Origin of the sequence: Microbacterium sp. NPDC056057, from assembly GCF_042266945.1 — a bacterium.
Lineage (GTDB): Bacteria > Actinomycetota > Actinomycetes > Actinomycetales > Microbacteriaceae > Microbacterium > Microbacterium trichothecenolyticum_C.
The window spans coordinates 78,001-101,760 of the sequence record NZ_JBHJWS010000003.1 but is presented as its reverse complement, the minus strand read 5'-3'; the positions used below and the strand labels follow the sequence as shown (position 1 = coordinate 101,760).

23 protein-coding genes and 1 pseudogene are annotated in these 23,760 nt (G+C 68.9%); 6 read left to right on the top strand and 18 right to left on the bottom strand.

What is annotated here, in order from left to right; genetic code table 11:
- The first annotated feature begins 52 nt into the window (after positions 1-52).
- From ACFC1K_RS12535 to ACFC1K_RS12525, 3 genes are all read left to right on the top strand, one after another.
- Positions 53-3,907 carry a S8 family serine peptidase gene (locus ACFC1K_RS12535; RefSeq protein ID WP_375871892.1) on the top strand — a complete coding sequence of 1,285 codons (3,855 nt, stop codon included), beginning with the start codon at positions 53-55 and terminating at the stop codon, positions 3,905-3,907.
- Positions 3,908-4,095: 188 nt separating this feature from the next.
- Entirely contained in the window at positions 4,096-7,203 is a 3,108-nt protein-coding gene (locus tag ACFC1K_RS12530) for an NPCBM/NEW2 domain-containing protein (protein WP_375871891.1), read from the top strand.
- A 95-nt stretch (positions 7,204-7,298) separates the two neighbouring features.
- Positions 7,299-8,369, top strand: a complete 1,071-nt coding sequence (locus ACFC1K_RS12525; protein WP_375871890.1) for a substrate-binding domain-containing protein — start codon at positions 7,299-7,301, stop codon at positions 8,367-8,369.
- A gap of 7 nt (positions 8,370-8,376) precedes the next feature.
- Here the strand turns inward: ACFC1K_RS12525 and ACFC1K_RS12520 are convergent, their stop codons facing one another.
- The gene (locus ACFC1K_RS12520; protein WP_375871889.1) at positions 8,377-9,201 is read right to left on the bottom strand and encodes a serine protein kinase RIO; all 825 of its coding nucleotides are present in this window, start codon (positions 9,199-9,201) and stop codon (positions 8,377-8,379) included.
- A gap of 287 nt (positions 9,202-9,488) precedes the next feature.
- Positions 9,489-11,390: a hemagglutinin gene (locus ACFC1K_RS12515; RefSeq protein WP_375871888.1), complete on the bottom strand. Its 1,902-nt coding sequence runs from the start codon at positions 11,388-11,390 to the stop codon at positions 9,489-9,491.
- Between the two features lie 147 nt (positions 11,391-11,537).
- Between ACFC1K_RS12515 and ACFC1K_RS12510 the strand changes: the two genes are divergently transcribed.
- Positions 11,538-12,143 carry a LuxR C-terminal-related transcriptional regulator gene (locus ACFC1K_RS12510; protein WP_375871887.1) on the top strand — a complete coding sequence of 202 codons (606 nt, stop codon included), beginning with the start codon at positions 11,538-11,540 and terminating at the stop codon, positions 12,141-12,143.
- Between the two features lie 19 nt (positions 12,144-12,162).
- Here ACFC1K_RS12510 and ACFC1K_RS12505 read toward each other — a convergent pair whose 3' ends face one another.
- The 9 genes and pseudogenes from ACFC1K_RS12505 to ACFC1K_RS12465 all read right to left on the bottom strand — a co-directional run.
- Positions 12,163-12,603 carry a pilus assembly protein TadG-related protein gene (locus ACFC1K_RS12505; RefSeq protein ID WP_375871886.1) on the bottom strand — a complete coding sequence of 147 codons (441 nt, stop codon included), beginning with the start codon at positions 12,601-12,603 and terminating at the stop codon, positions 12,163-12,165.
- 8 nt (positions 12,604-12,611) lie between these two features.
- Positions 12,612-13,049, bottom strand: a complete 438-nt coding sequence (locus ACFC1K_RS12500) for a TadE family protein (protein WP_375871885.1) — start codon at positions 13,047-13,049, stop codon at positions 12,612-12,614.
- Between the two features lie 10 nt (positions 13,050-13,059).
- The gene (locus ACFC1K_RS12495; RefSeq protein ID WP_375871884.1) at positions 13,060-13,494 is read right to left on the bottom strand and encodes a TadE/TadG family type IV pilus assembly protein; all 435 of its coding nucleotides are present in this window, start codon (positions 13,492-13,494) and stop codon (positions 13,060-13,062) included.
- A 4-nt stretch (positions 13,495-13,498) separates the two neighbouring features.
- Entirely contained in the window at positions 13,499-13,699 is a 201-nt protein-coding gene (locus ACFC1K_RS12490) for a hypothetical protein (RefSeq protein WP_056368355.1), read from the bottom strand.
- 86 nt (positions 13,700-13,785) lie between these two features.
- Positions 13,786-15,414 (bottom strand): recombinase family protein, encoded by a 1,629-nt coding sequence (locus ACFC1K_RS12485; RefSeq protein WP_375871883.1) that lies wholly within the window; start codon positions 15,412-15,414, stop codon positions 13,786-13,788.
- Positions 15,407-15,574: a hypothetical protein gene (locus ACFC1K_RS12480; RefSeq protein ID WP_375871882.1), complete on the bottom strand. Its 168-nt coding sequence runs from the start codon at positions 15,572-15,574 to the stop codon at positions 15,407-15,409. The genes ACFC1K_RS12485 and ACFC1K_RS12480 overlap by 8 nt, the downstream gene beginning before the upstream one ends.
- The gene (locus ACFC1K_RS12475; protein WP_375871881.1) at positions 15,571-15,879 is read right to left on the bottom strand and encodes a DUF4314 domain-containing protein; all 309 of its coding nucleotides are present in this window, start codon (positions 15,877-15,879) and stop codon (positions 15,571-15,573) included. The genes ACFC1K_RS12480 and ACFC1K_RS12475 overlap by 4 nt, the downstream gene beginning before the upstream one ends.
- Positions 15,876-16,166, bottom strand: a complete 291-nt coding sequence (locus ACFC1K_RS12470) for a hypothetical protein (protein WP_375872422.1) — start codon at positions 16,164-16,166, stop codon at positions 15,876-15,878. The genes ACFC1K_RS12475 and ACFC1K_RS12470 overlap by 4 nt, the downstream gene beginning before the upstream one ends.
- Before the next feature lie 156 nt (positions 16,167-16,322).
- Positions 16,323-16,655, bottom strand: a pseudogene (locus ACFC1K_RS12465) (WhiB family transcriptional regulator); the annotation flags it as partial.
- 216 nt (positions 16,656-16,871) lie between these two features.
- Between ACFC1K_RS12465 and ACFC1K_RS12460 the strand changes: the two are divergent.
- Complete coding sequence (locus ACFC1K_RS12460; RefSeq protein WP_375871880.1) at positions 16,872-17,213, top strand: hypothetical protein; 342 nt, start codon at positions 16,872-16,874, stop codon at positions 17,211-17,213.
- A 99-nt stretch (positions 17,214-17,312) separates the two neighbouring features.
- Positions 17,313-17,582, top strand: coding sequence for a hypothetical protein (locus tag ACFC1K_RS12455; RefSeq protein ID WP_375871879.1), 270 nt, complete (start codon positions 17,313-17,315; stop codon positions 17,580-17,582).
- Between the two features lie 146 nt (positions 17,583-17,728).
- Here ACFC1K_RS12455 and ACFC1K_RS12450 read toward each other — a convergent pair whose 3' ends face one another.
- The 7 genes from ACFC1K_RS12450 to ACFC1K_RS12420 form a co-directional block, all read right to left on the bottom strand.
- On the bottom strand, positions 17,729-18,259 hold the full coding sequence (locus ACFC1K_RS12450; protein ID WP_375871878.1) for a hypothetical protein: 531 nt from the start codon (positions 18,257-18,259) through the stop codon (positions 17,729-17,731).
- An 84-nt stretch (positions 18,260-18,343) separates the two neighbouring features.
- Complete coding sequence (locus ACFC1K_RS12445) at positions 18,344-18,523, bottom strand: hypothetical protein (RefSeq protein WP_375871877.1); 180 nt, start codon at positions 18,521-18,523, stop codon at positions 18,344-18,346.
- A gap of 335 nt (positions 18,524-18,858) precedes the next feature.
- Positions 18,859-20,907, bottom strand: coding sequence for an AAA family ATPase (locus ACFC1K_RS12440; RefSeq protein ID WP_375871876.1), 2,049 nt, complete (start codon positions 20,905-20,907; stop codon positions 18,859-18,861).
- Positions 20,907-21,059, bottom strand: coding sequence for a hypothetical protein (locus ACFC1K_RS12435; protein ID WP_375871875.1), 153 nt, complete (start codon positions 21,057-21,059; stop codon positions 20,907-20,909). Before ACFC1K_RS12435 ends, ACFC1K_RS12440 begins: the two co-directional genes overlap by 1 nt.
- Positions 21,056-21,178 (bottom strand): hypothetical protein, encoded by a 123-nt coding sequence (locus ACFC1K_RS12430; protein WP_375871874.1) that lies wholly within the window; start codon positions 21,176-21,178, stop codon positions 21,056-21,058. The genes ACFC1K_RS12435 and ACFC1K_RS12430 overlap by 4 nt, the downstream gene beginning before the upstream one ends.
- Before the next feature lie 463 nt (positions 21,179-21,641).
- The gene (locus tag ACFC1K_RS12425) at positions 21,642-22,637 is read right to left on the bottom strand and encodes a TIR domain-containing protein (RefSeq protein ID WP_375871873.1); all 996 of its coding nucleotides are present in this window, start codon (positions 22,635-22,637) and stop codon (positions 21,642-21,644) included.
- Positions 22,638-22,689: 52 nt separating this feature from the next.
- Positions 22,690-23,748 carry a restriction endonuclease PLD domain-containing protein gene (locus ACFC1K_RS12420; protein ID WP_375872403.1) on the bottom strand — a complete coding sequence of 353 codons (1,059 nt, stop codon included), beginning with the start codon at positions 23,746-23,748 and terminating at the stop codon, positions 22,690-22,692.
- Positions 23,749-23,760: the final 12 nt, after the last annotated feature.

Genomic DNA, 23,760 nt, shown 5'->3' with positions numbered 1-23,760 from the left:
AGCACAGGAAGGTGGGGGTTACACGGATCCCCACACACCGAGAGGCTCGCGCATGTCACGACCCCAGCCCTTCGGCCCTCGCCTCCGTCCGATCGTCGCCGCCACAAGCGGCCTGGCGATCGGAATCGCAGGCATCGGCCTCACCACCCTGCCGGCGGCCGCCACCTCCGCCCCAGACGACTCCCCCACCACACGGGCGGTCGCCGGCAGCTCCCACTCCGTCACCCTCATCACGGGTGACCGCGTCACCGTCACCGACCTGAGCGACGGCACCCACGCCGTCTCGATCGACACCGCTGTCGACGGCGCCGGCGCCCGCACCTATGAGGCGGCGGGCGACCTGCACGTCGTGCCCGACGCCGCGCTGCCGTACCTCGCATCGGGGGCGCTCGACGCCGACCTGTTCAACGTCTCGCTGCTCATCGCTTACGGCTACGACGACGCGTCCGTCGACGCGACGCCGGTCATCGTCGAGCAGGCCGAGGCGGCGGCGCGGTCCTTCTCGGCGCCGGTCCCCGGTCTCGAGGTGAAGACGCCGCTCGAGAGCATCGGCGGCGCCGCGGCCGTGCTCGGACACAGCGACGCGGCATCCGCGTGGCAGGCGCTCACCGCCCCGACCGCCCGCAGCTTCTCGGCGACGCCGGCGCTGGGCGGAGGCATCGAGGCGATCCACCTCGACGGCAAGGTGCGCGCGACGCTCGACTCGAGCGTGCCCTACATCCACGCCCCGGAGGCGTGGGCCGACGGCTACACCGGCGAGGGCGTCACCGTCGCCGTGCTCGACACCGGCTACGACGACACCCACCCCGACTTGCAAGGTCACGTGAGCGCCGACTCGAAGAGCTTCGTGCCCGGCGAGGATGTCGACAGCGACCCGAACGGCCACGGCACGCACGTCGCCTCGACGATCGCGGGCACGGGCGCCGCCAGCAGTGGCACGCACCGCGGCGTGGCCGACGGCGCGGAGCTGCTCGTGGGCAAGGTGCTCGGCGCCGACGGCTACGGCCAGGACTCGTGGATCATCGACGCGATGGAGTGGGCGGGCCAGAACGCCCCGATCGTCTCGATGAGCCTCGGCTCGACGCAGGCCTCCGACGGCAAGGACCTCATGGCCGAGTCGCTCAACCAGATCTCCCAGGAGACCGGGGCGCTCTTCGTGGTCGCGGCGGGCAACGCCGGCGCACCCGAGACGATCGGCGCACCGGGCTCGGCTGAGCAGGCGCTCACCGTCGGCTCGGTCGACGATCCGTCGGGCGCGCTGTCTTGGTTCACGAGCCAGGGCCCGCTCGCCCGCTCGGGCGCGCTCAAGCCCGATGTCACCGGACCGGGCAACGACGTGACCGCCGCACGATCGGCCGACAGCGGCGGCGACGGCGCCTACATCTCGATGAGCGGCACGTCGATGGCGACGCCGCACGTCGCGGGCGAGGCGGCGATCCTGCTGAGCGCGAACCCGGAGTACACGAAGGACCAGCTCAAGGCGGCGATCGCGAGCACCACGACCGATGTCGGGTACACCGCGTACCAGGGTGGCACGGGGGTCGTGAACGTCGCGGCCGCACTCCACGCGCCGATCATCGCCGCCGGATCGGGCGACTTCGGCATGCTGATGTGGGGCGAGACGCCCACGCCGGTCGAGCGCACGGTCGAGTACACGAACCGCACGGATGCCGAGACCACCGTCACCCTCGCCGCGAACCTCGGCGACACCACCCCCGGAGCCGGCGGTGGCGAGCCGGGCCCGCTGTCGGCGGGCATCGCGTTCGATGCGCTCACCATGGACGTCGACACCCTGACGATCCCCGCGGGCGAGAGCCGCTCGGTCACGCTGACGGTGGATCCTGCGAAGGTCCCCGCCGGCACGCAGCTGTCGGGCACGCTCGTGGCGTCGGTCGACGGTGACCCGGTCACCCGCACCGCCCTCGGCACGATCGCCGAGGCCGAGCGGTACGACCTGACGCTCACCGCGACGGACTTCGACGGCAACCCGACGACGACCTACGCGATGCTGTGGGATCCCGCGACCCAGTGGGCGGAGCCGGTGCTCGTCGAGGGCGAGACGACGCTGCGCCTCATGAAGGGCGACTACACGGTCATGTCGTTCATGGAGCTGAACCGCACGCCCGACACGATCGCGAGCGTCCTCGTCGGCGAGCCGACGCTCGAGCTCGACCAGAACCGCACCGTCGCGCTCGACGCGCGCACGGCGAAGCAGGTCACGGTCGACGTCGGTCAGACGGGTCTCGACCAGGTGTTCCGCCGCATGGATGTCACCGTCGACGACTTCGCGGCGAGCGCGATGATGCCGGTGTGGACCGACGAGATGTGGGCGCAGCCCATGAAGGTCGACGACGCCGACTTCTCGTGGGCGACGCGCTGGCGTCTGCAGACGCCGATGCTGACCGTCGCGGCCGGAAAGACCCCGCTCGACCTCATCGTGCAGATCGGCTCGACGTTCCTCGACGGCTCGTTCAAGGCGGCAGCCGTGGATGCCGGCAAGGGCAGCGTCGAGGAGTTCGCGGCAGCGGGAGTCAAGGACAAGATCGCGGTGGTCACCCGGTCGGCGGAGGTCTCAGCATCCGCTCGCGCCGCGAACGCGGCCGCCGCGGGCGCCAAGCTGCTGATCGTCGTCAACGACGGCGACGGAGAGCTCAGCGAATGGGTCGGCTCCGAGGACTTCACGACGAACGTCGGGATCCCGGTCGCCGCGATCAGCGGTGTCGAGGGGCGCGAGCTGCTGAAGCAGCTCAGTGGCCACAAGAAGGTCACGCTCTCGGCCGTCGGAGAACCGACCTCGGAGGTGACCTACGACATCGCCCACTTCGGCGACGGTGAGATCCCGGCCGACATGGCCTACCGCCACAGCGCCAAGGATCTCGCCCGCATCGACACCCGGTACATCGGGCAGGCGGAGGAGATCGGCGAGTTCCGGTACGACTTCGTCCCCGGTGCGGAGTACGGCAGCGGGTTCCCCCTGCGCACGCAGCGCGGCATCGAGCGTGAGGAATGGGTGAACACCGACGGCCTGCGCTGGTACCAGGGGGCGTTCATCACCTCGGTCGGCTGGGAGATGCGCGACATCAAGCGCACCTACGACCGCGGCGAGCGCGCCGAGGCCGACTACTACGGCGGCGTCGTGCGGCCGTACGTCGGCACGGGATTCTGGGTGCCGTACCTCGTGTCGGACTACGCCCAGATCAACATCCCGAGCTGGGCGGACGGCGGTGACGGCGAGCACACCGGCACCTTCGACACGTGGACGGAGCCGTCCACGGTGCAGCAGCTGACCGACATCTACCTCGACGGGGAGCTCTTCGCCCAGAAGGAGCACCAGGGCGCGAACGTGTTCGACCTGCCCGACGGCGAGCACGATTGGCGCGTGGTCAGCACCGCGACGCACGACGGCTCGCACCTCGCCGGGTCGACGAAGACTGTCAGCGACTGGAGCTTCCGCGCGTCGGGCAAGCTCGGCGATTGGGACTACCGGCTGCTGCCCCTGATCCAGGCGTACTACGACGTCGACGTGAACGACGAGAACCGCGTCGGCGAAGGCCGCCGCAAGGGCTCAGCGATCCCGCTCGGCCTCGAGCTCGGCCACGTCGCCGGCACCGCACCGGCCGGCGCGATCACCGATGCGACGCTCGAAGCCCGCACCGCGGGCGGCGAATGGGTGAAGGTCGCGCTGAAGAGCGCGAAGACGGATGCCCCTACCGGCGCGGTGGAGGGCGACGGCGACATCTTCGCGGTGTCGCGCGCATGGGTCAGCGGCTACTCGGCCGAGATCCCGGTGTCCGACAAGGGCGGCTGGGTCGACCTCCGCGTCACGGCGAAGGACGGCGAGGGCAACACCTTCACGCAGGAGATCGAGAAGGCGTTCGAGGCCACACCGGCCAAGGGCGTCCGCTAGTCCACGAGTCCAGAGACCCCGGCGCACGCGCGCCGGGGTCTCTGCCGTCTCTCCGGTCGTCCCGTTTGCGTCCGCACCCTCGATGTTCAGGTGTGTTCATTTCGATCGCTAATTCGAACACCCGCTGGAACGATGGCTCGCGGCCCCCCGTCACTCCGGCGGCGGGCCGTGTGATTCGAGGAGGAATCTTGCCCACCAAGCGGATGAAGCTGCTCGTCGCAGCGACCGTCGGCGCATTCTGTCTCGGGGGTCTTCAGGCCCCCGCGGCCATCGCGGCAGACGGTCTGGGCGGCGCGGTGCACTACGCCAGCGATCTGGACTGGGTCTCGGCCGACAACGGCTGGGGTCCAGTGGAGCGCGACTACAACAACGGCGCCCGTGCTGTACCCGATGCGGACCGGGCGATCCAGTCCATCCGCGGGACGAAGTTCCCGAAGGGACTGGGCACGCACGCGTCCGCGCGCATCGTGTACCACCTCGCGCAGCAGTGCACGCAGCTGCTGGGTTACGTCGGCATCGACGACAGCCAGTCCGGCAAGGGACGCGTGGACTTCGTGGTGAAGGTCGACGGCGCCGAGAAGTTCCGGATGGAACGCAAGGGCACCGACCCCGCGGGCCGGCTCAACCTCGACCTGCGCGGTGCGGGCACCGTCGAGCTCATCGCCGAGCCGGGCGCGGAGGGCAACGGCAACGACCACGCCGACTGGGCAGACCTCCGCATCAACTGCACGGACGGCTACCTCGCACAGCCGCTGACCATCACCCCGAACGACGTCGACCTCTCGCTGCTCGCTCCAGGCGTTCCCGTCGCGGTCACCGTCGACGGCGCGGGAGCGCGCGTACCGGTGACTGTCGGCTTCGCGGGCACCGAGGTCGTGGTGAACTCCGACGACGCCGGCCGCGCCACCGCGTCGTTCGTCGTGCCCGCCGGCACCGCTGCGGGCGAGTACGCGATCACGGCGCGCGCCGCGTCGCTGTTCGGCGCGATCGCGCAGGGAGAGCTCGCGGCACACGTCGTCGCCGTGTCCGACACGGTCTACTTCGTGGACTGCTCGGCGACCGGCGCCGGCACCGGCACCGAGTCCGCACCGTTCACCGCGCTCGACCAGCTCGCGGCGGTTCAGCCGTTCCAGCCCGGTCAGTCCGTGCGCTTCAAGCGCGGCTCCGAGTGCGTGGGCACCTTCGCCCCGACCGGATCCGGTCTCGGCACCGCGCCGATCACCGTCTCCCCCTACGGCGACGGCGACGCACCCGCGACGATCAACGGCGACGGCCGGCTCGCCGGCATCCACCTCCTCAATGTCAGCAACTGGACCGTCGACGGTATGCGCGTGATCAACCCGGGCACCCCCGACCAGCGCCGCGTCGGCATCCTCTCCGAGATCAACGACGGCTCGAAGCGCAGCGGCGTGGTGCTCACGCACAACCACGTCGAGCGGGTCGCCGGCTGGTCCGACAAGACGAGCCTGGGCAACGCCTTCTCGCGCTCGGCCGGCATCTCGGTGCTCGGCGACGGCATCGGCTGGTTCGACGGCATCACCGTCACCGACAACGTCGTGAACGACACCGCCGCCGGCGGCATCAAGCTCTCGGCGCCCGATACGACCAAGCACTACAACACCGACGTCTACGTCGCGCGCAACGACATCCGCGCCGTCGGCGGCGACGGCATCGTGATCCACAACTCCGACAAGCCTGTCATCGAGTACAACTCGGCGATCGATCTCGGACACGGCGAGTACCCCTTCCTCAAGGGCAACTTCGCCGGCATGTGGCCGTACAACTCGGTCGACCCGCTGTTCCAGTACAACGTGGTGGGCAACAGCGTCGCGTCGACCTACGACTCGACCGCGTGGGACTGCGACATGAAGATCAAGGGCAGCTGCACGTTCCAGTACAACTACTCGTACGGCAACGCCGGCGGGTTCTACCTGGACTGCATCTCCGGCTGCGGCACGGCATCGACCACCGCGAACGCCATCCTTCGGTACAACGTGTCGCAGGACGACTGCCGCCTGGGCGGCGCCAGCGGCGGACCCGGCCAGCATCTGATCTACAACAACACGTTCTCGTGCCTGAACCGGCCTTTCGAGGACGACATGACCGCGCCGCGGCAGGTGAAGAACAACATCTTCATCTCGCAGGGCGGCACGTTCAAGACGGCGAACGCGGTGTACGCGAACAACGCGTACTTCGGCGGCATCCAGCCGGTGTCCGCCGAGACGGGCGCCGTCGTGGGCGACCCCCAGCTCATCGCCGCCGGCAGCGGGCAGCTCACCCGTGCACTCCCCGGCTACCAGCTCGCCGTCGGCTCGCCGCTCCTCGGCGCGGGCGTGCCGATCTCGGACGCCGGTGACCGCGACTTCTTCGGCAACCCGATCCCCGCGACGCCGAACATCGGCGCCTACCAGGGGTCGGGCGTCGAGGTGGCGCCGCTTCCGTTCGACGCGCTCGTGAACCAGACGGCGGTCGCCTCCACCGCGAATGCACGCAACGGTGCCGTCACCGCGGACTTCCGGGTGTTCTCGGCCGAGGCGCTGGCCGACGCGGGACTCGCTGTCGGCGCGAAAGCCACGGCGTTCGGCTCCGAACTGGACTGGCACCCGACCGCGGTCGGCACACCCGACGCGATCAAGGTCGCCGGCCAGCGGGTGTCGCTCGAGGGCGAGGGCGACGAGCTCATCGTCGCCGGCTTCTCCGCAGGGGTCGCGACGTCAGGCACTGCGACCGTGCGCTACGTCGACGGGACGACCCAGCAGGTGCAGCTCGCGCTGCCGCTCTGGAGCGATGCGTCGACGGATGCTGCGGGCACGGCGCTGCTCGCGAGCGCCACGTCGTACCTCCAGCGGACGAAGCCGTACCTCGGCGGCACCGTCTCGACGATCGCCGCGCCCGCGTCGGTGTTCGCGCAGCGGATCCCGCTCTCGGGCAAGCCGGTGGCGAGCGTCACGCTGCCGGAAGGGAGCCCGGTGACCGGCCAGGGCCTGACCCTGTTCGCGATGGAGCTCACCGGCAGCGCCGTGCCGACCGCGGTGCAGGTCTCGACCGAGTGCCGTGGTCCGAACGCCTGGGTGCATGTCACGGTGGCGAACGAGCACGGCGCGCCCGTCACGGTGGCGGTGGAGACCGTGCTCGGAGACGACGTGAAGTCCAAGCTCAACCCTGGCAAGGGCACCCGCTCGTCGTTCAAGATCCGCGGCTCCCTCGCCGACGGTGAGGTGCGGGTCGTGGCGACGACCGGCGACGGTGCCCGCACCACGACGACGGTGCCGTACGCAGGGGTCGACTGCCGCTGAACCGCGGCGCTGCGGGGGCGGTGCGCGCACCGTCCCCGCAGCCGCGCGACGCCGGCCCGTCGCGCATGATGGACATCGAGAGAAGGGGGCGGCCGATGATCGCCGAACAGCGCCGGGAGCGGATCCTGCGCGAGATCGTCCTGCGGGGGCGCATCGAGGTCGCGGACTTCGCCGGGCGGTCCGGTCTCAGCGGCATGACCATCCGGCGTGACCTGGCCGTGCTCTCCGATCGAGGACTCATCCGCCGCGTACACGGCGGTGCGGTGCTCCCCGAGACCGCGGATGCCCCCGCCACCGGCAGCCGTCGGATCGGCACGTCCGCGCGCCCGATGGCGACCATCGGACTCATCGTGCCGGATGCCGCCTACTACTTCCCTCCCCTGATCCGCGGGGTGGGTGAGGCGGCGCGGGGCGCGGGCATCCGGATCGTCCTGGGCACCACCAACTATGACCCCCGCGAGGAGATCCATCAGCTCACGCGGCTCGACGCCGCCGGCGTCGACGCCATCATGCTCGTGACCGCCCGACCCGGCATCGAGGACACCGCGACGTGGGAGACGATCGCCGGCATCCGCACCCCGGTGGTCCTGGTGGAGCGCTCCCCCGAGGGCGTGCCGACGACCCTCCGGGTGGATTCGGTGCGCTCGGATCACGGCTTCGGCGCCGAGCTCGCGGTCGACCACCTCGCCGAGCGCGGGCATCGAGGGGTCGGCCTGCTGCTGCGCGAGACGGCCACGGCGCCGTGGATCGCGCTCGGCCATGCGCGCGCCACGCGACGCCACGGCATGGTCGACGCACCGGTGACCACCGCGCCCTCGCCGCGCTGGGGAGACGGCTCGACCTCGGATGTGCTGCGCGCCTTCCTCGACGAGTGCCTGGCCACAGGCATCCGTTCCGCCATCGTCCTGCCCGATGATCTCGCCGTCGGGCTGCTCGGCATCGCCGAGGGGCGCGGGCTGCGCGTGCCGGAGGACTTCGCGATCGTCGCTTACGACGACGAGATCGCGTCGTTCGCGAGCGTGCCGCTCACCGCCATCGCACCGCCCAAGCTCGCCGTCGGGCGCCGTGCGCTCGAGACGTGCCTGATGAGACTCGAGCAGCGCGAGGACGCGCCCTCGCAGCAGGTCCAGCTGACTCCGACGATCAATGTGCGCGACTCCACCTGACGCACGCTCACCAGAGCATCGCGACGAGGTGGGCGAACACCTCCTCGGGGTCGTTCTCGAGCCCGCGACGGGTGAACCACGTCGAGACGTTGACGACGTCGCGGTGGAGGAAGTCGATGCCCTGCGGGTTCGCGGCGACGTCGACGATCTGCGGGAGATCGATCACGACGACACGGCCGTCGTGGTCGAGCAGGTTGTAGGGCGAGAGGTCGCCGTGCGCGAATCCCGCATGCGCGAACGCCTCGAGGATGCCGACCACCTGCTCGAAGGCGCTGCGCAGCTGCTCTCCGTGCAGCCGGCTCTGCGCCAGTCGTGGCGCGGCCGCCCGCCCCTCGCCGACGAACTCCATGAGCACTTCGGTGTCGCTCACCTGCACCGGGTACGGCACCGGGACCCCCGCGCGCCAGGCGCGGCAGAGCGCATCGAACTCGCTCACCGCCCAGTGGCCGGCGGCGACCGAGCGCCCGTACGCCGACCTGCGACTCACAGCTCGGGCGTCGCGGGTGTTGCGCATCGTGCGCCCCTCCTCGTAACTGCCCGAGCGGTGGAAGTCACTGTGATGCGAATTGCGGTAGCGCTTGGCGGCCAGGAGCACGCCGGCGGTGCCGGGCACCGCGCGCTCGATGAGGTGCACGTCGGCTTCTTTGCCGGTCTTCACGACACCCAGCTCGGTGTCGAACGCGCCGGACGCGGTGACGACCCATTCCGGGTGCGGCAGCGGCCCGCGCTGGGTGGGCGGAGACGCGGGCCACGTGGACCAGCGCTGATCGGGGCCGGGTTCGAGATCCGGCGAGAGAACGGATGCGGACGCGTCGAGGCGTTCGTATGACATCGGTGGGACACTCCAGGAGAGGAGGTCGCCGACGGGTCAACGCGTGCGGGCGACCTCGCGGAAGGGGGTGGGGTTGCGAGGCGCGACAGAGACAGCCATCGTTCTTCCTCCCTCCGGTCCGGGGTGCGGCATGACGCTCGCACCGACTCCGCGACACTCTAGCCGAGAGCATCCGGCGGATCCACCCTGCGTCGGGGCGCAGCACACCGATGGCGCCCGGACATCGTGATCCGGACGCCATCCGTCGTGATCGTGCCCGACCGGCCGTTCAGCCCGTCATCCGTTGATCACGGTTGCACGAAGTTGTTGTTGATCGTGAGGGTGGACACCTCCTTGCAGGTGTCGCCGATGTCCAGCTGGGCGGGGTTGGTGCTGTCATAGCTGACCTTCCACGAGAAGGAGCCGCCCGTCGTCACCGCGACCGTGTTCGCCGTGCTCGGCGTCTGCGGCGACGCGCCCGCCACCGGGACGTTGATCGTCGGGAGCACCGGCGTGCCCGCGCAGTTGGTCGTCGGGTACAGCGTGAACGATGCCGTGCCGGCCAGGTTGCCGCCTGCCGATGCGGTGATCGTCGCGGAGTCGTTCGGCGTCCAGCGCTGCGCCGTCGTCATCGTCGGTTGGATGGCGGTGACCGTCACGTCCTCGGCGGTGTCGGTGCACGCGGTGTTGTGCGCCTGCGTGTTGGTGTTCGGCGGGTTGCCGCTGTACTCCGCGACCCAGTGGTAGTCACCGGGCGACGTGGGCACGAACTGCGGGTTCGGCGTGGAATAGGTACCGTTCCCGCTGACCGCCACCGTCGGCGACGTGTACACCAGAGCGCCACAGCCGGTGGTGCTCGGTCCGTACAGCGTGAACGTGATCGTGCCGCCCGCCGGAGCGCCCCCCGTACCGGTGAGGTTGATCACCGGGTTGGCCGGCTGCGTCGCGGTGCCTCCGAGCGTGGCCGTGTCGGTGACCGCCGTGCCGAGAAGCACGTCGACGCCTGCGCTCGTGGACAGGGTCGGTGTCACCGGATTCACGGTGAAGCACTCGGTCGCGCTCGAGTCGCCGGAGCTCGGGATGCCGTTGGCGGAGTCACCGGTGAAGGTGGCGCGCCAGCAATATCTGCCTGCCGAAGTGACATAGGCGGTCGGAGAGACGACGGTCACCGGATACGCGGTGCCGGTGAGGTTCGTGCTGCCGACCGAGGTTCCGTTCGGGCTCGTGCACAGACCGGGTGCGTCCACCTTGCAGAGGAAGAACGCCACCGAGCCGGCCGGAGTGGCCGTCCCGCCGATGACGCTGACCACCGCCGAGTCCTTGACGGCGAGGACGCCCGTTCCGATGGACGCACCGCCGGCCGGGACGTTGGTCGTGCCGTCACCGAGCTTCGGCGTGGTGACCGTGGTCGACGTGCAGTTGGTGATCGGCGGAGCGTTCTTGAGGATCGTGTCCTTGTAGTCGGCGGTGTCGGAGTTGCCGGTCACCGTGCTGGGGATCGTGTTCGCGAAGGTCTTGCAGGCGGTGGAGCCGCCGAAGATGGTGGCCGTCAAGTCGACCGCCGCTTCACCTCGGAAGCCGTCCGCACTGTACGCCGCCTGTGAGACGTTGGCGTCGAGCAACGTCGGCGCGCCCAGGGTGAGGTTCGGCTTCGTGCCGCTCCACGTGCGCAGGTAGAGATCCCTGCTGCCGCCCTGCTGGTCCCAGAGGATCATGAAGTCGCCGGCCCTGCGGTTCGCCCACGGGTTGCAGTTGGTGATGAGCTGGGCGTCCGTGGCGGTGTCATACGCGCAGCCCGACGGAGCCGGATCCTGCATGAACTCGTAGGCGATGAAGCCGCTGCCGCTGTTGCTGTCGCGCTCCCAGGCGAAGTAGAGCCAGTCGTGGTTCGGCGCCGCAGGATCACGTTCGGTGTCGAGCCACGCTTGACGCAGATCCACTTGCGCGTTCGGGTTCGTGGTGTCGAGCGTCGGGAGTGCGTCGTTGTGGATGACGCCGATCTTCGTCGTGTTCGAGTTGGCCGGTCCGAGCTCCTTGACACTGCCGAACAGGTCGGACAGGTTGGCGGTGTTCGCGTCCGGTACGTTCCCGTCGATGTTGTACGGTCCATCCGCAGCTGACGCGGCGACCGCACCGCCCAGCACGAAGGCTGCCACCAGACAGCCCGTGATCCCCGCGGCGAGCGCGCGCCGCCGCTTGTCCTGAGACATGGTCCTCCCCTTTCCCCAGGCCATTGCTGGGCCTAGGCTATGAACCGCGTGGGGACGCGACCATTGGGTGAAGTGCGGATGGGGAGTTCCGGGGAACTCCCTAGGTCATCGGTCCCAGCGGGAGGGCGCGCGATTCGGGGAGGAATCGTGAGCACGGAAGAGTCATTCGCACTCGTGGTCGCAGGTGACCACGTCAGGACCGAATATGTGGCGCTGCTGGGCCGGCTGGGGCTGTCCGCGGTGGCATTCGCGACGGCGACGCAGGCCGCCGCACAGCTGAACGGCGTGGCGCCCGAGGTGGCGATCCTCGAGGTCGAGGACGGCGGCTGCGGGTTCCTGCGGGAGCTTCGAGATCGGTACGGGCCCGAGATGCCCGCAGTCCTCGTGTCGGCGGATCGGACGACGCCCGCCGACGTCGTCGCCGGGCTGCTCGTGGGCGCCGACGACTATGCGGCGGAGTCCATGGACGCCGAGGAGTTCCTCGCCCGCGTGAGACGGCTCATCGAGCGCACGCGGCCGGCGCGCGGCGCGACCGCAGACCTCCGGCGGCTCTCGTCGCTCACCCCGCGGGAGAGACAGGTGCTCGCGCTCACCACCGAGGGGATGTCGCAGAAGCAGGTCGCCACCGAGATGGGGATCAGCATCAAGACGGTCGGCGCGCACATGCAGAACCTGCTCGGCAAGCTCGGCGTGCATTCACGCATGGAGGCGGTGGCGCTCGCCGCACGCGCCACGGCGACCTCTGAGGCGTAGCACCCGCGGTGCCCCCGCGTCAGCGCAGCGCGGTGCGGCTCGTGGCGGTGGACTCGAGGGCGACGCCGGCGGGCACGAACACGGTGACGATCGGCGGATGCCACTGCCCGGCGACCGTCACCCGCGCGGAGACTCCGTCGGGGGTCGAAGCCGAGACGAGTCGCGCCTCGGGTCCGAGGGATCCGAGCAACGCCTCGGCTTCCCGACGCACGCCCGCGTCGGTCAGCGTGGCGACCGGCTCGCCGCCGACCACCGAAAGGTCGAAGCCGTCCGCCGCGGCCAGAGCCGCGGCATCCGCCACCGCGTCGAGCTGCTTCTGCGCGAGGTACAGGCTCGTCGCCGCCGTGCAGACGAGGATCACCGCGATCGCCAGCACGGCATAGCCGAGGGTGAGGATAAGGACGCTGCCCGCGTCGTCGGGGTCGCCCGCCTTGTTCCTGCGGGCGACTACGCGCGTCACCTGAGCGATCACCGCTCGCTCCAGAAGCGCGAGACCTTGTGTGCGGACGACGCCTCGATCGGGACCGCGGCGATGCGGTCGAGGTCGAGCACCGGCGGCACGAGCGGCAGCGTGACCGTCGTGCGGACGCGCACGTGCAGGGTCGCACCCGCCCGCGGACAGGCGGCGCCCGATGGCGTGCAGTCGATGGACAGGTCGACATCGTCGAGGCCGTACTCCTCCGCCACTGCGGCGAGCACCGCGTCGGCCCGGGCGCGCGCGTCGTCCACGTCGCTGGCGGTCGACACCGCGCGTGCGATGTGACGTGCGGCTGCCTCGGCACCGAGGCTCTGCCCCTGGATGAGGCCGAGCGCCACGACCACGTAGACGAGGGGCACCAGGAGGAGGAGCCCGACGAGGATGAACTCGAGCGCCGCGGAGCCGCGGTCGTCTCCGAGCGGATCCACCGCGAGCCCGTCAGTCGAACGATTCGACGGGCGCATGCGCCGTCACCTCCATTCCGCGCGGCGCACCGAGCAGGCCCACGAGGGGCAGGGTCGCCTCGACTCGCACCTCGACGGTCCGCTGGCCGAGCGCCGCCGTCTCCTGCACCCTGACGTCCGTCGCGTACTCGGCGCCGATGGCGCGACCCACGATGTCGCGCGTGCGCTGCGCACCCTCGGCGAGCGTCGTGTCGGCGAGGGCCGCGTGATAGGCCCCCTCGACGGCCGCGTCGTGCACGACGTTGCGGACATACACGGCGAGGCCGAACTGCAACACACCCAGGGTGAGCACAGTGAGCAGCGTGCCGACGAGGACGAACTCGACGGGGCTCGCCCCGGCGTCGTCGTGCAGGTCAGCGTCGAGTCGGGCGCGCAGGCTCGACAATGCGCGGACCAGGCCGACACGCAAGACGTCAGAGCCCGGAGACGCGGCTGATCGCCTGCTCGAACAGGTCGGCAAGGGCGGGCCCGGCCATCGCCCAGATCACCACGACGAGCCCGGCGGTCATGAGCGTGATGAGGACCCAGCCGGGGACATCACCCCGTTCGTCGTCTGCGAGGTCGCGCGCGGTGGTGCGAAGACGAGCCGTGAGGCGCAGCATCCGTGCTTTCATCATTTCTCCTTCCGGCCGTCAGCCGAGTCCGAGTCGAAGCATGAAGATCCCCGGGAACACCGCGAACAGCACGCTGAGCGGCAGGATCAGGAAGACGAGCGGAAAGAGCCTTCGTACTCGGCTGGCTTGCGTTCTGCGTCCTCGGAGGCCAGGAACATTGACGGGTCGAGCACCCCGTGAATCGTGATCGAACCGGGTCGGCCCGACACGATGTCCGACACGATCACCCGCACATCGAGCAGCTCGACGACCTCGCGGCGCATCGCCGCGGAGGCGTCCTGCAGACGGCCGCGAGCGCGCTCGGCGAGCGCCGCCACGTCCGTGATCCGCTGTGCCTCGTCGGCACGTCGGGCGTGCATCGACGCCAGCGCCGCCAGGCGCTCCCGCACCTCCGCCAGGTCGCCCCGCAGACGCTCCACTGTCACCAGGTGCTCGGCGGGGTCATCGGCCATGAGGTACAGATCCTTCGCCCGGGTCAGCGCACGTTCGAGGGTGGCCTCCTGCTTGCGGAGCGCCGCGATCATCGGCGCGCCGTCGGTCAGGTCGGCGTCGTCATCAAGTTCCAGCCACTGCCGCGCCATGCGCTCAAGTCGCTCGGGATCGGCCAGCATCGCCGCGATCTCCGCCCACACCGGCTCGTCGATCGCGGGACCCTTCACCTGCGAGCACGAGCAGCGCGGCGAGGTCGCGGTGCGGTACCGCCGACCGGCGCACACGTAGTACGGGTTTGGGCGCGACTTGGTGGTCACCCCGTCGTAGTGCTTAGACAGGTCGCAGGGTCCGAAGAGACGACCCGTGAGCATCTGGCGCTGAGGTGTCGAGGGCGTCCACGATGCCTTGCGGTTCACCGCGCGCTGTAGCGCCTGCCACTCCTGCCGGGTGAACACCGGGTCGCCCAGGCTGACCGTCACAGTGTCGCCGTACTTCGGGGTGCCGTCCCGGTTCACCTTCGTGGCGTGGGAGTTCGCCGCGCGGTATCCCGAGTGCGTCTTTCCCCACGTGGTCTCGGCCGTCCACAGGGTCGGGTTCGTCGCGGTCTGCCGAACCGTCTGGTACTGCCACGCCGACGCCTGGCGCGGGCGCAGGCCCATCTGGTTCAGGTGCTCGGCCACCTCAGCGGTGGACAGACGATCCTTCACGAACAGCTGGTGCATGGCACGGAGCACCTCGCGCTCGCGGTCGTCGGGCACCGGGCGGGCGTCCTTCTTGAGCCCTTCGAGTCGCCACCCGAACGGCGGCTTCGAGCCGGCCCAGCCTCCGGCGCGACCCTTCGCGCGCTGACCAGCAGCGGTGCGGGCGACGATCGTGTCGCGCTCGAACTCCGCGAACCCAGCCAGCATGGTCCGCATGGCGCGGCCTGCCGGGGTGCTCATGTCGATCTGTTCCTTGACCACCACGAGGTCGACGCCCATGTCGGCGAGTCGGTCGGTCTCGCGGATCGCGTCACCGGCCTTCCGGGCGAACCGGTCGAGCTTGGCGACCACCACGGCGTCGATCTTGCCGTCGTGGGCGTCTTGGAGCATCCGCCGCCACTCGGGGCGGTTCGAGTCGGTACCCGATAGCCCCTCATCGACGTAGGCGTCCACGAGCTCCCAGCCGCGGGCTGTGATCGTGGCTTCGCAGATCTCGCGCTGCTCTGGCAGTGAGGTGTTGTCCACCTGCATGTCGGTGCTGACACGGGCGTAGTACGCGGCGCGCTTGCGGTGTTCAGCCACGGCGGGCCTCCTCTCGGCGGGAACGGTTGGTTTCGGCGATGCAGGTGCGGCACCAGGACTGGCGCTTGCGCTTGCCTCTGTTGCGGAGGGCGAACGCGTCGAGCGGGCGAAACTCGCCGCAGTGCGGGCATCGCTTGGGCTGGATGTCCGTCATGGTCACGGGGTCACCTCCGACATCGGGGCGTCGTACCAGCGCGGGTGAACCCGACGCCACTGGTCCTCGCCGGGAATGAGGCCGAGGGTCGAGCCGTCGTCCCAGGCCACCTGGACGGTCCCGGCGTCATCGACGCCGGTCACCACGCCCGTGGCGTTCGGCCGGAGGTGGGTGTGCGGGTCCGAGGTCGACACGAGCGCGATATGCGCGCCGACGTCGGCCGGGTTGAGATCAGCCGCCGCCTGCTTGGCGAGGATCCGAGCGCCGATCTCCCCGGCGATCTCGGCGGAACGTGCCTGGTCGTCAGTCACGCGGCCTCACCGCCCTTCTCAGCCGACTTAGCGGCGACGTTGGCGGCGAACCGCTGGGCCGCGCGGGTGAACTTCGCCTGCAGGGGTGCCGACGGCAGCTGCTTGGCGAGGCTCGCGATCTCGCGGGCCGTGATCTTCTTGCCGTCCGCCACGTCGTTTTCCAGGTAGGCGATCAGCGACGAGACGTGCCGGGCGTCGTGCCCCGGGCGGTACATCGCCTTGGGGCCGGTCGCGTCGCCGCATCCGCAGTTGCAGGTTCCGCTGGTCTTGAGTGCCTTCGCGTTCATCTTGGGGTATCCGTTTCTGTCCTTTGATCTGGGGTTATCTGCACCACATTCCAGAAAATCACGCCGAAAATCCGGCCACAAGTATTCGCGGCGATGTCGAGCTAACCGCGCCGAACGCGCCTGTCGCACGGCCTCCCGACGTGCCTCGTCCGGGATGTATCCGCCCCACACCCCGGCCGTCTCCCGAGCCGCGAGCGCGTACTGCCGGCACTGCTCCGCGAGGGGACATTCCATGCACCGGTCGGTCGCGTACTCCTGCTGCTCGGCCACATCCGAGGTCCAGCACTCGGACACCTCACCCGAGCACGGGGTCGGTCGGCCCGCCTCCGCGAGGAACCCCACGGCGTCCAGCAGCTCGGAGTACAGCTCCCTGGCCTCCGGTGGGGTCTTCCGTGGACTCGGGAGGACCGGGACGGGTACGAGGGCCACCGGGGCGCGGTCGGTCACGGGAAGGGCGTCGGGCGCAAGAACCGTAAGCGGTAGGGACATGCTCACTGTGAACCCCCGCCACCCGGCGACTCGAGGAGAACCCCTCCGCGGCCAGAGTCGACGTCCAGTGCCACCGCGTCACGCTCCCGTGTTCTCGTTGAAAGATCGCGGGGCGAACTCCACCATGCACGACCTCGCCGCACAAGAATCCACGTCGAGCGCCGACACCTTCGGTCCTAAATGCGTCGGATAGGACCCCGCCTTGTGGGCGGTACTGTGAGCAACGTGTGGCTCTTCATCGCAGGACACTTCGAACCGCCCAAAGTGAACAAAGCCGTCGGCAACAAGACCGAGGCGTTCGACGGGTACTGGTACAACCTCGACACCGGTGCGGTGATCTTCCTCACTCGCGACGAGGACGTGTTCAGGAGCGCCAAAGCCGACAAGATCCGCGTATGGGCTATGGCGGCAGCCGAGCAGAAGCACGCCGTCGATATCACCTACGCGCTCACCAAGCGGGAGTGGCGGTACGACGACAGCACCCTCGGCAACACGACCTTCATGAAGGTCTACGAGGCGGTCTACAAGAAACTCAACGAGCTGCTCGAAGTGAAGTAGCGGTTCGACCAGATCGCAGTCAGGGCGTGCGTTCCTACTGCGAACTGCGGCGTTCGGGCGCGTTGATACGCTTCCGCTACGGAACGAAGGAGTGCGGGCTTGGACGAAGTGCTGGCATGGCTGGGGCGTGCCGCAACCTGGATCGCGGTCCTGATGATCGTGCCCGCCGCGTTCGTGATCGTCCCGTGGTTGATGAGCGCAGTCGGGATGATGCCGCAGAGCGCCGCGGGCAAGGCTTGGGAGCAGGCCCAACCGTTCGCACTTGGCTACGTGCTGCTGTGGATCGGCATGGGGGTGCTCATCGGCATTGGGCGAAGCGCTGATGCCCGGATCACCAAGAGGCAACGAGCGAAGGGCTGGCACGTCTAGGACGGTCACCGCGCCTCCTCCCGTCACGCCTCGGCTGCCGGCATCGGCACCGATGCGGTGCCCAGGACGCGCAGCCGGCTCCGCCCACTCCTCGGCGGGGCCGAGGGGCGAGGCGTTGGGCCCCACCGGCTCGAACGGATCGCCGCTCATAACTCCTCCTCCTGGTGTCCGTATGCGAGCGCCGCCGCGATCAGGACTTGGACGGCCGCCCAGAAGACCCGACGTGCGAGCGGCTTGGTGCCGCGCTGGTCAAGCCACCACACGAACCCCCGCAAGATCTCCTCGGCGGACGTACCTCGGTCGATCTCGGACTCGAGGAAGGGCAGGATCTCGGTGGCAAACTCGCTTACGTGCTCGCAGAGGTCGGCGAGATCCCGGGGTGATGCGTCGCCGAGTTCGCTCGGGTCGACGGGCGGGTGCAGCTCGACGTCCGGTGCGCTCGTTGCTTGTTCGTCGAACGTCACCCACCCGTCCGCCATGCCGCCGCCGCCAGACACCACGGTGTCGGCGTTGACCATGTACACGGTGACGCGGCCGTCCTTGAAGTCGACGGCAAGGCCCGCGCCGGGGCCGACCAGCTGGAACCGGCCGAGTACGGCGTCACCTTCGGCGAGCGCCGCGAGGCATGGCTCGCAGAAGTCGTAGCTGCTGTCGAGGCCGTGAGGGCACTTGTTCATCAGTAACTCCTTGGTTGGGCCCGGTGCCGCCGCGCGGATGATTCCGGGCGGGAACGCGGCGACGACACCGGGCGGTCTGGTTTCTTAGCGGGACGGTGATCCCGCCGAGGGCTGGCGTGCGGAATCGGTGAGCCGGTAGCGGGTGCCACCGTGCGCCGCCGGCAGAGCCACGACGTCACCGACCGCGAGCAACAGGTCCAGGGCCGTGTCGTAGAGGTGCTTGTCCCGGCTGGGGATCCGGCGGCGCAGTGTCGCGCGGGCCACACAGCCCTCCTCACCCGCTAGGGCGCGCCGGATGCGTGCGACGACGCGCTGGACGCGAGCTGCATCGGTAGTGGTCTGGCTATCGGTCATGAGAGCGCCTCCATCGCGCGCGAGAGGTTGGGAAACGGTGGGAAGGTTCGGTTCGTCGGCGGTCTTGCCCCGGCTCGCCTCAGGGGTCCCCCGTTCCCCCGCCCCATAAAGGGGCGCGGGGGAACCTGGGCGGGGCACCTTCCGGGGGACATTGGGGGACCCCGGGGGACCCCCGAAACGACGGGCCGGAGCGAGCGGGGGACATCTGGGGGACATCGCTCGGGGTACATCTGGGGGACATCTGCTCAGAAGTCATCGCGCGACACCTCCCCCGCAGCCGTCGAGAGATCCAGAGCACCGTCTGCCGGGTAATGCAGGAACGCGCCGTATCTGCCCTTCTCACGGCGGATCGTCCCGGCCTCCCCCATCGCCTGCAGGGCCGCGTTCACGTCGCCCTTCTGGAAGGTGACGCCGGAGCCACGGAGCCGCTGCTCGATCTGGGTCGTATTCGCGCCGGGGTCTTCTCTCACCGCGGCGATGATCGGCCCTCCGAGGTTGGTGCTCTTCTGCTCCTTGCGGCGCTTGGCGAGCCCGCCCAGGCCGGTGAGGCTCAGGCGGTGGCTGTCCGGGTCGAAGTGCAGCTGGTCCTCGGTGACGTCCACGTCGCGCCCGAGTGCCTTCATGTACCGCAGGCCGCTCTCGTCGTCCTCGTCGCCGTCCTTGCGGAGCAGGATGATCGAGTCCGGGTGGTCTTCCAGGGCGGACGCACCACGCGAGCGGCTCCCGTTCCACCCGGCGTGAACGTTGAGGATCACGTCCCGTGCGCCGACCTCGGAGCGAGCGAACACGTCCAGGTCGTTCAGGAACGCCTGCACCTGGGTGTTGTCCTGCTGGCTCTCCCCGTAGAACGCCCGGCTGAACGGGTCGATGAACAGCGACTCGACGTCACGGGAGCGCAGCAACTTGGCGAGTGCGGCGCGGTCCTGCTCGTGCACCAGCGGGTTCCGCCGACCGCGCAGGTTCACCAGCAACAGCCGGTTTCGGTCAAGACCGACGCTCTGGGCCCACATCCCGAGTTGATAGCCGCTCACCTCGTAGTTGAGGATCGCGACGTTGCCGGTGACGGGCACCACCGGGAACCGGCCGAGGAAGTCATGCCCGGTAAGGAACGAGTCGGCCAGGTTCAGGTTGAACGTGGTCTTGCCGGTCTTGCGCTGGGCCACCACGGAGGTGAAGCCGTCCGCGAGGACGAGGCCCTCAACGCGGAACTGCGCCTGCTCCGGGCGGGCCAGGATCTCCTCGAGTGTGCCGAAGTCAAACGGGTCGGCGGGGTCGAGCTCGGCGAGGGTCTTGCCGAACAGGATCTTGGCCTCGTGCTCGACCAGCTTGCGCTCGACGCTCTGGGCGACGGCCCACGCCCGCTCGCCTTCCTTGGAGTGCTCCGACTCCCAGATCGAGTCGGCGGTCTTGTCGCGGTCCTCGTAGTCGGGATCGACCTCAGCAAGCCACTGCCTGACGTGGTGGTCATACATCTCCCGGTTGTCGCGGAAGAGGCGCGCGTAGAAGCCGGCCACCTTGGACAGCGCGACGTTGGTCTCGCCCGTGCCACGCCTCGGCGGGCTCAGGAGAACCTGGACGGCCTCGGAGTGACCGAAGGCACCTCCGCCGCTCGTCGTGTCACGGGAGGGCGACGTAGACCCCGCGTCGGGTGCCTTCCGCTCCTGCTGGTCGCCCGGCACTGGCTTGCCGTATGCGCCCCAGACCGCGCGCACGTCCGCATCGGTGAGCGCGTGCTCGGGCTGGTCGTCCAGCATCGAGTACCGGAGGCCCGTGGCCGGGTGCCGGGTCGGCGGGAGGCAGATGTACGAGCCGGATCCGGTCTTGATGTCCACGCCGGGGACGATGTGCCCGGACTTCACCGCGTGGACGACCGTGGATGAGCCGAGGAGGTAGATACGGTGTGTGTTGCCGTTGGCCCGCCCAGTGAGGTGCGTCCGGGTCGTCGGAAGCTGCTCGACCTCGCGTCCGCCGGCCTGCAAGTCCAGGTCGATGACGAGCCGGCCGGTGGTCGCCCCGCCGATGCCTGCGGTTGGGTGCCCCTCGAACATGCGCCGGATCTTCTCCGGGTCGCGACTGGCGTCGTTGACGCCGTGGCCGAGCTTCCCGCACTGACCCGCGCACTTACCGCGGAGCGGGTCGCCCTTGGGGTGCGCACTCGGCATCACCGGGAGCTTGTCGCGCGGGGCGAGCGGGAACACCGGCCAGCCGCGATCTGCCCAGGCGAGGGCCGCGGTCAGCGCCGGGTTCCCCGCGGGGAGGAGCAGCGCGACTGTCTCAGGGTCGAGGCGCACCATTACCGGATCACCGCCAGCCACAGCGACGACAGCACGGTGGACGCGGCGAGGACCGTCGCGCCGTAGCGGTACGTGCCGGGGTCGGTCATGAAGTGGCGGAAGCGCCACGCGCGCTGCTCGCGTCGGCAACGCCGGTAGGCCGAGGTGCTCATGCCGCTTCCACCTCCTCCGAGGTGTCGGCGACGGGGCCGAACAGCAGGCTCAACAGTCTGCGCGCGTCCTCCGCCGGGAGCGGTCGAGCTTCCCAATGGGTGGTGGTTGTGGTGGCCACCGCATCCTCCTCAAGGGAGGGATGCCCTCGAACGACAAAGCGCACCCCGAATTACCTGTGAGGGAAAGCTCCGGCGGAATGTCCATCCGCCAGGGCCGGTCCGCTTGCGGACCTTCCACACCTCATGGGTAGTTCAATGTGCGCTGTAGGGAGTGCTCATCGGCAGGGATATTGGCCAACCCCTGCGACCGGAGCCGAGGCTCCGACCTGATGTCGTTCTATGGAATTACAACCCTGTATTTTACCAGGCGCGACCCCCCGTAACAATCGGGCCTGACCTCCCGGCGTGTCGCGATAATTCCTGAGGCAGCACGAGACCCTCGACCGCACAGGTCGAGGGTCTCGCTAGGTCTAGCCGGGGCCAATCCCCTCTCGGGGCCGGATCGACGCCGACAATTTTACCGCCCGAAGAGGCATTTTTTCGATCGACCGGCGTTCGACGTGTCGCGGAGGCGACGGCCTGCTATGTCTCCTCGCTGCCCGGTTCTGCCTCCGCATCTGCCTCCCGGTGCCCATACAGCTCCTCGCTGAGGGCGTTGTCGGTTGCGCGGTCCTGCTGGCGTTCGTCGACAAGTTTTGGCTCCGGCTCGCCCGGGCTAAACAGCCAGTGCTTCCAGGAAGCGCCCGGATCACGAAAGCGACCGCGTGGCGTGAACATCACATCGTGTGGTTCCAGGACGATGCGCACCCCGTACCGATCGGCGACGCCCTGTAGGAGGTCGTCATCGAAAGCCGCCTGGACGGTGCCGGCGTCGACGTTCAGAACCATCCCCTCGCTCAAGTCGCGGAAACGGAAGCGCAAGTCTTGGTCTGCCCCCGTGATGCATTTTTCAAGTAGCTGGGTCACTTCGATCTTGCGCGAAGTGCCCCACCCCGGTCCCGGGTCACGACGGGAGCGCTCGATACGTCTCACCCGCAGGAGGATCTCGTCCAGGATGTCCTTTTCGTCGCGAGTGGTTCTGGCCGGCTCACGACCGTTCACTGCCCCAGCGACGGCTTCGTCCAGTTCGGCCCAATAACTGTCGAAGAGAACCTCAAGCTGCTCCTCCGGCATGGGACCGCCGTCGAGGATTTTGTTTATGTCGCGGATCAGCTTCCACATGTCGCTCTTCGTTCGGAGACTCGTCATCTGGAACTGCGCGAGCGGACCCTCAACGTCGGCTTGGGTCAGATCGACGAGCAACGGCATCACCAGGGAAGTGCCGAGATCCTTGCTGAGCGCTCCCGCCTCAAAGTTGATCCACTTTGCGTCTTGGTTGGCGTGAGTAAGAAGCACAAGGCCGAAACCGGTTCCCTCGAGGCTCGACGCGATAACTCCCATGCCGCGCGCACCCTTGGAGATGTCCTGGCTCGACACGAAGGGTGTCACTCGCCCCATCAACACTTTGGGAAGCCAGGCTCTCAGGAACTCGGCTATGGCGCGTGTGTCCGCGCCTGACCAGCTGATGAAGATGTCCACGGGCAAACCCTACCGGCGCACGCCGGAGGTCAACGATTCTGCCCCGTGAGGACTAGAGCTTGTAAGTATCTGCGCCTCGCTCTTCATGCTCGGCGGAATAGTCCATGACGTAGGTCGGCTCCTCGTCGCCCTCGTCGATCCGGTAGAACGCGACGAAGCGCCCGCCCGACCGGAGCAGGTCGTCCAGCACGACCGGTTCGCCGTTCGGCACTTCGAGCCGGCCACGGAAGTACTCACCGAGGAAGCTGTTGTTCTGAGGCGTCTCCAACGCCTTGCCCTCCTCCTGGGCAACCTTCATCAGGAAGAGCTTGTTATCCGTCGTGGTGACGCGGAACACCACACCCTTGGGCGGGAAGAAGCCTTGACGGCGGATCGGTGCCGGCACCGGAATGTACGCCTGGTTGGGCTCCCGGTTCGCCTCGGGTCGCTGACCCCAGTTCAGGCCGCTCTTCATGTGGACCTGCCCGCGCACGGTGCCCGTGTCGGGGTTCGACCGGAGCGCGACCAGCGGGAGCACGACCGACTCAGCCTGCAGGTAGTCCGGTTCGACTTCGCCCTCTGACGACGCAACGGACGCGGCCGTCGTTAGCGGCCGGTTGTGGAGCGTGATCTCGTTCTCGACGTCGGGGTGGTCGATCGCGATCGACACACCTTCGATCGCCGCGAAGTAGGCGAGAGCGGTCTCGACGTCAGTGGTCGTCATGATCTCTTTGTGGAGGCTTCCACGGAAGCCGACGCCGAAACCGTTCTGCGTGAAGTTCGAGGAGCCCATCCATGCACCGAGCGGCTGATTGCCCTGCATCCAGATGAACAGCTTTGAGTGGACACTGATCCCGCTGGTGACGTAGCTCACCTCGATGGAACCTGCATCCTCCGGCGGGTCGTTCTGGACGCTCAGCAGGCCCTCGTGTGTGTCGAGGGTGATGCCCTCGTAGCCCGTCATGCCGACGATAAGCCTGATCTTGAGTCGCTTGTTCTTGGCCTTCGCCGCCAGCAACAACCGAGTGCACATCTCGGGCGATGCATAGCCCGAGACGATGCGAAGCTCGGTTGCGCCACGGTCGATGTAGCGCGTCAGGACAGTATCGAACAGGTCACTACTCAGAAACATGGGCACCCTCCG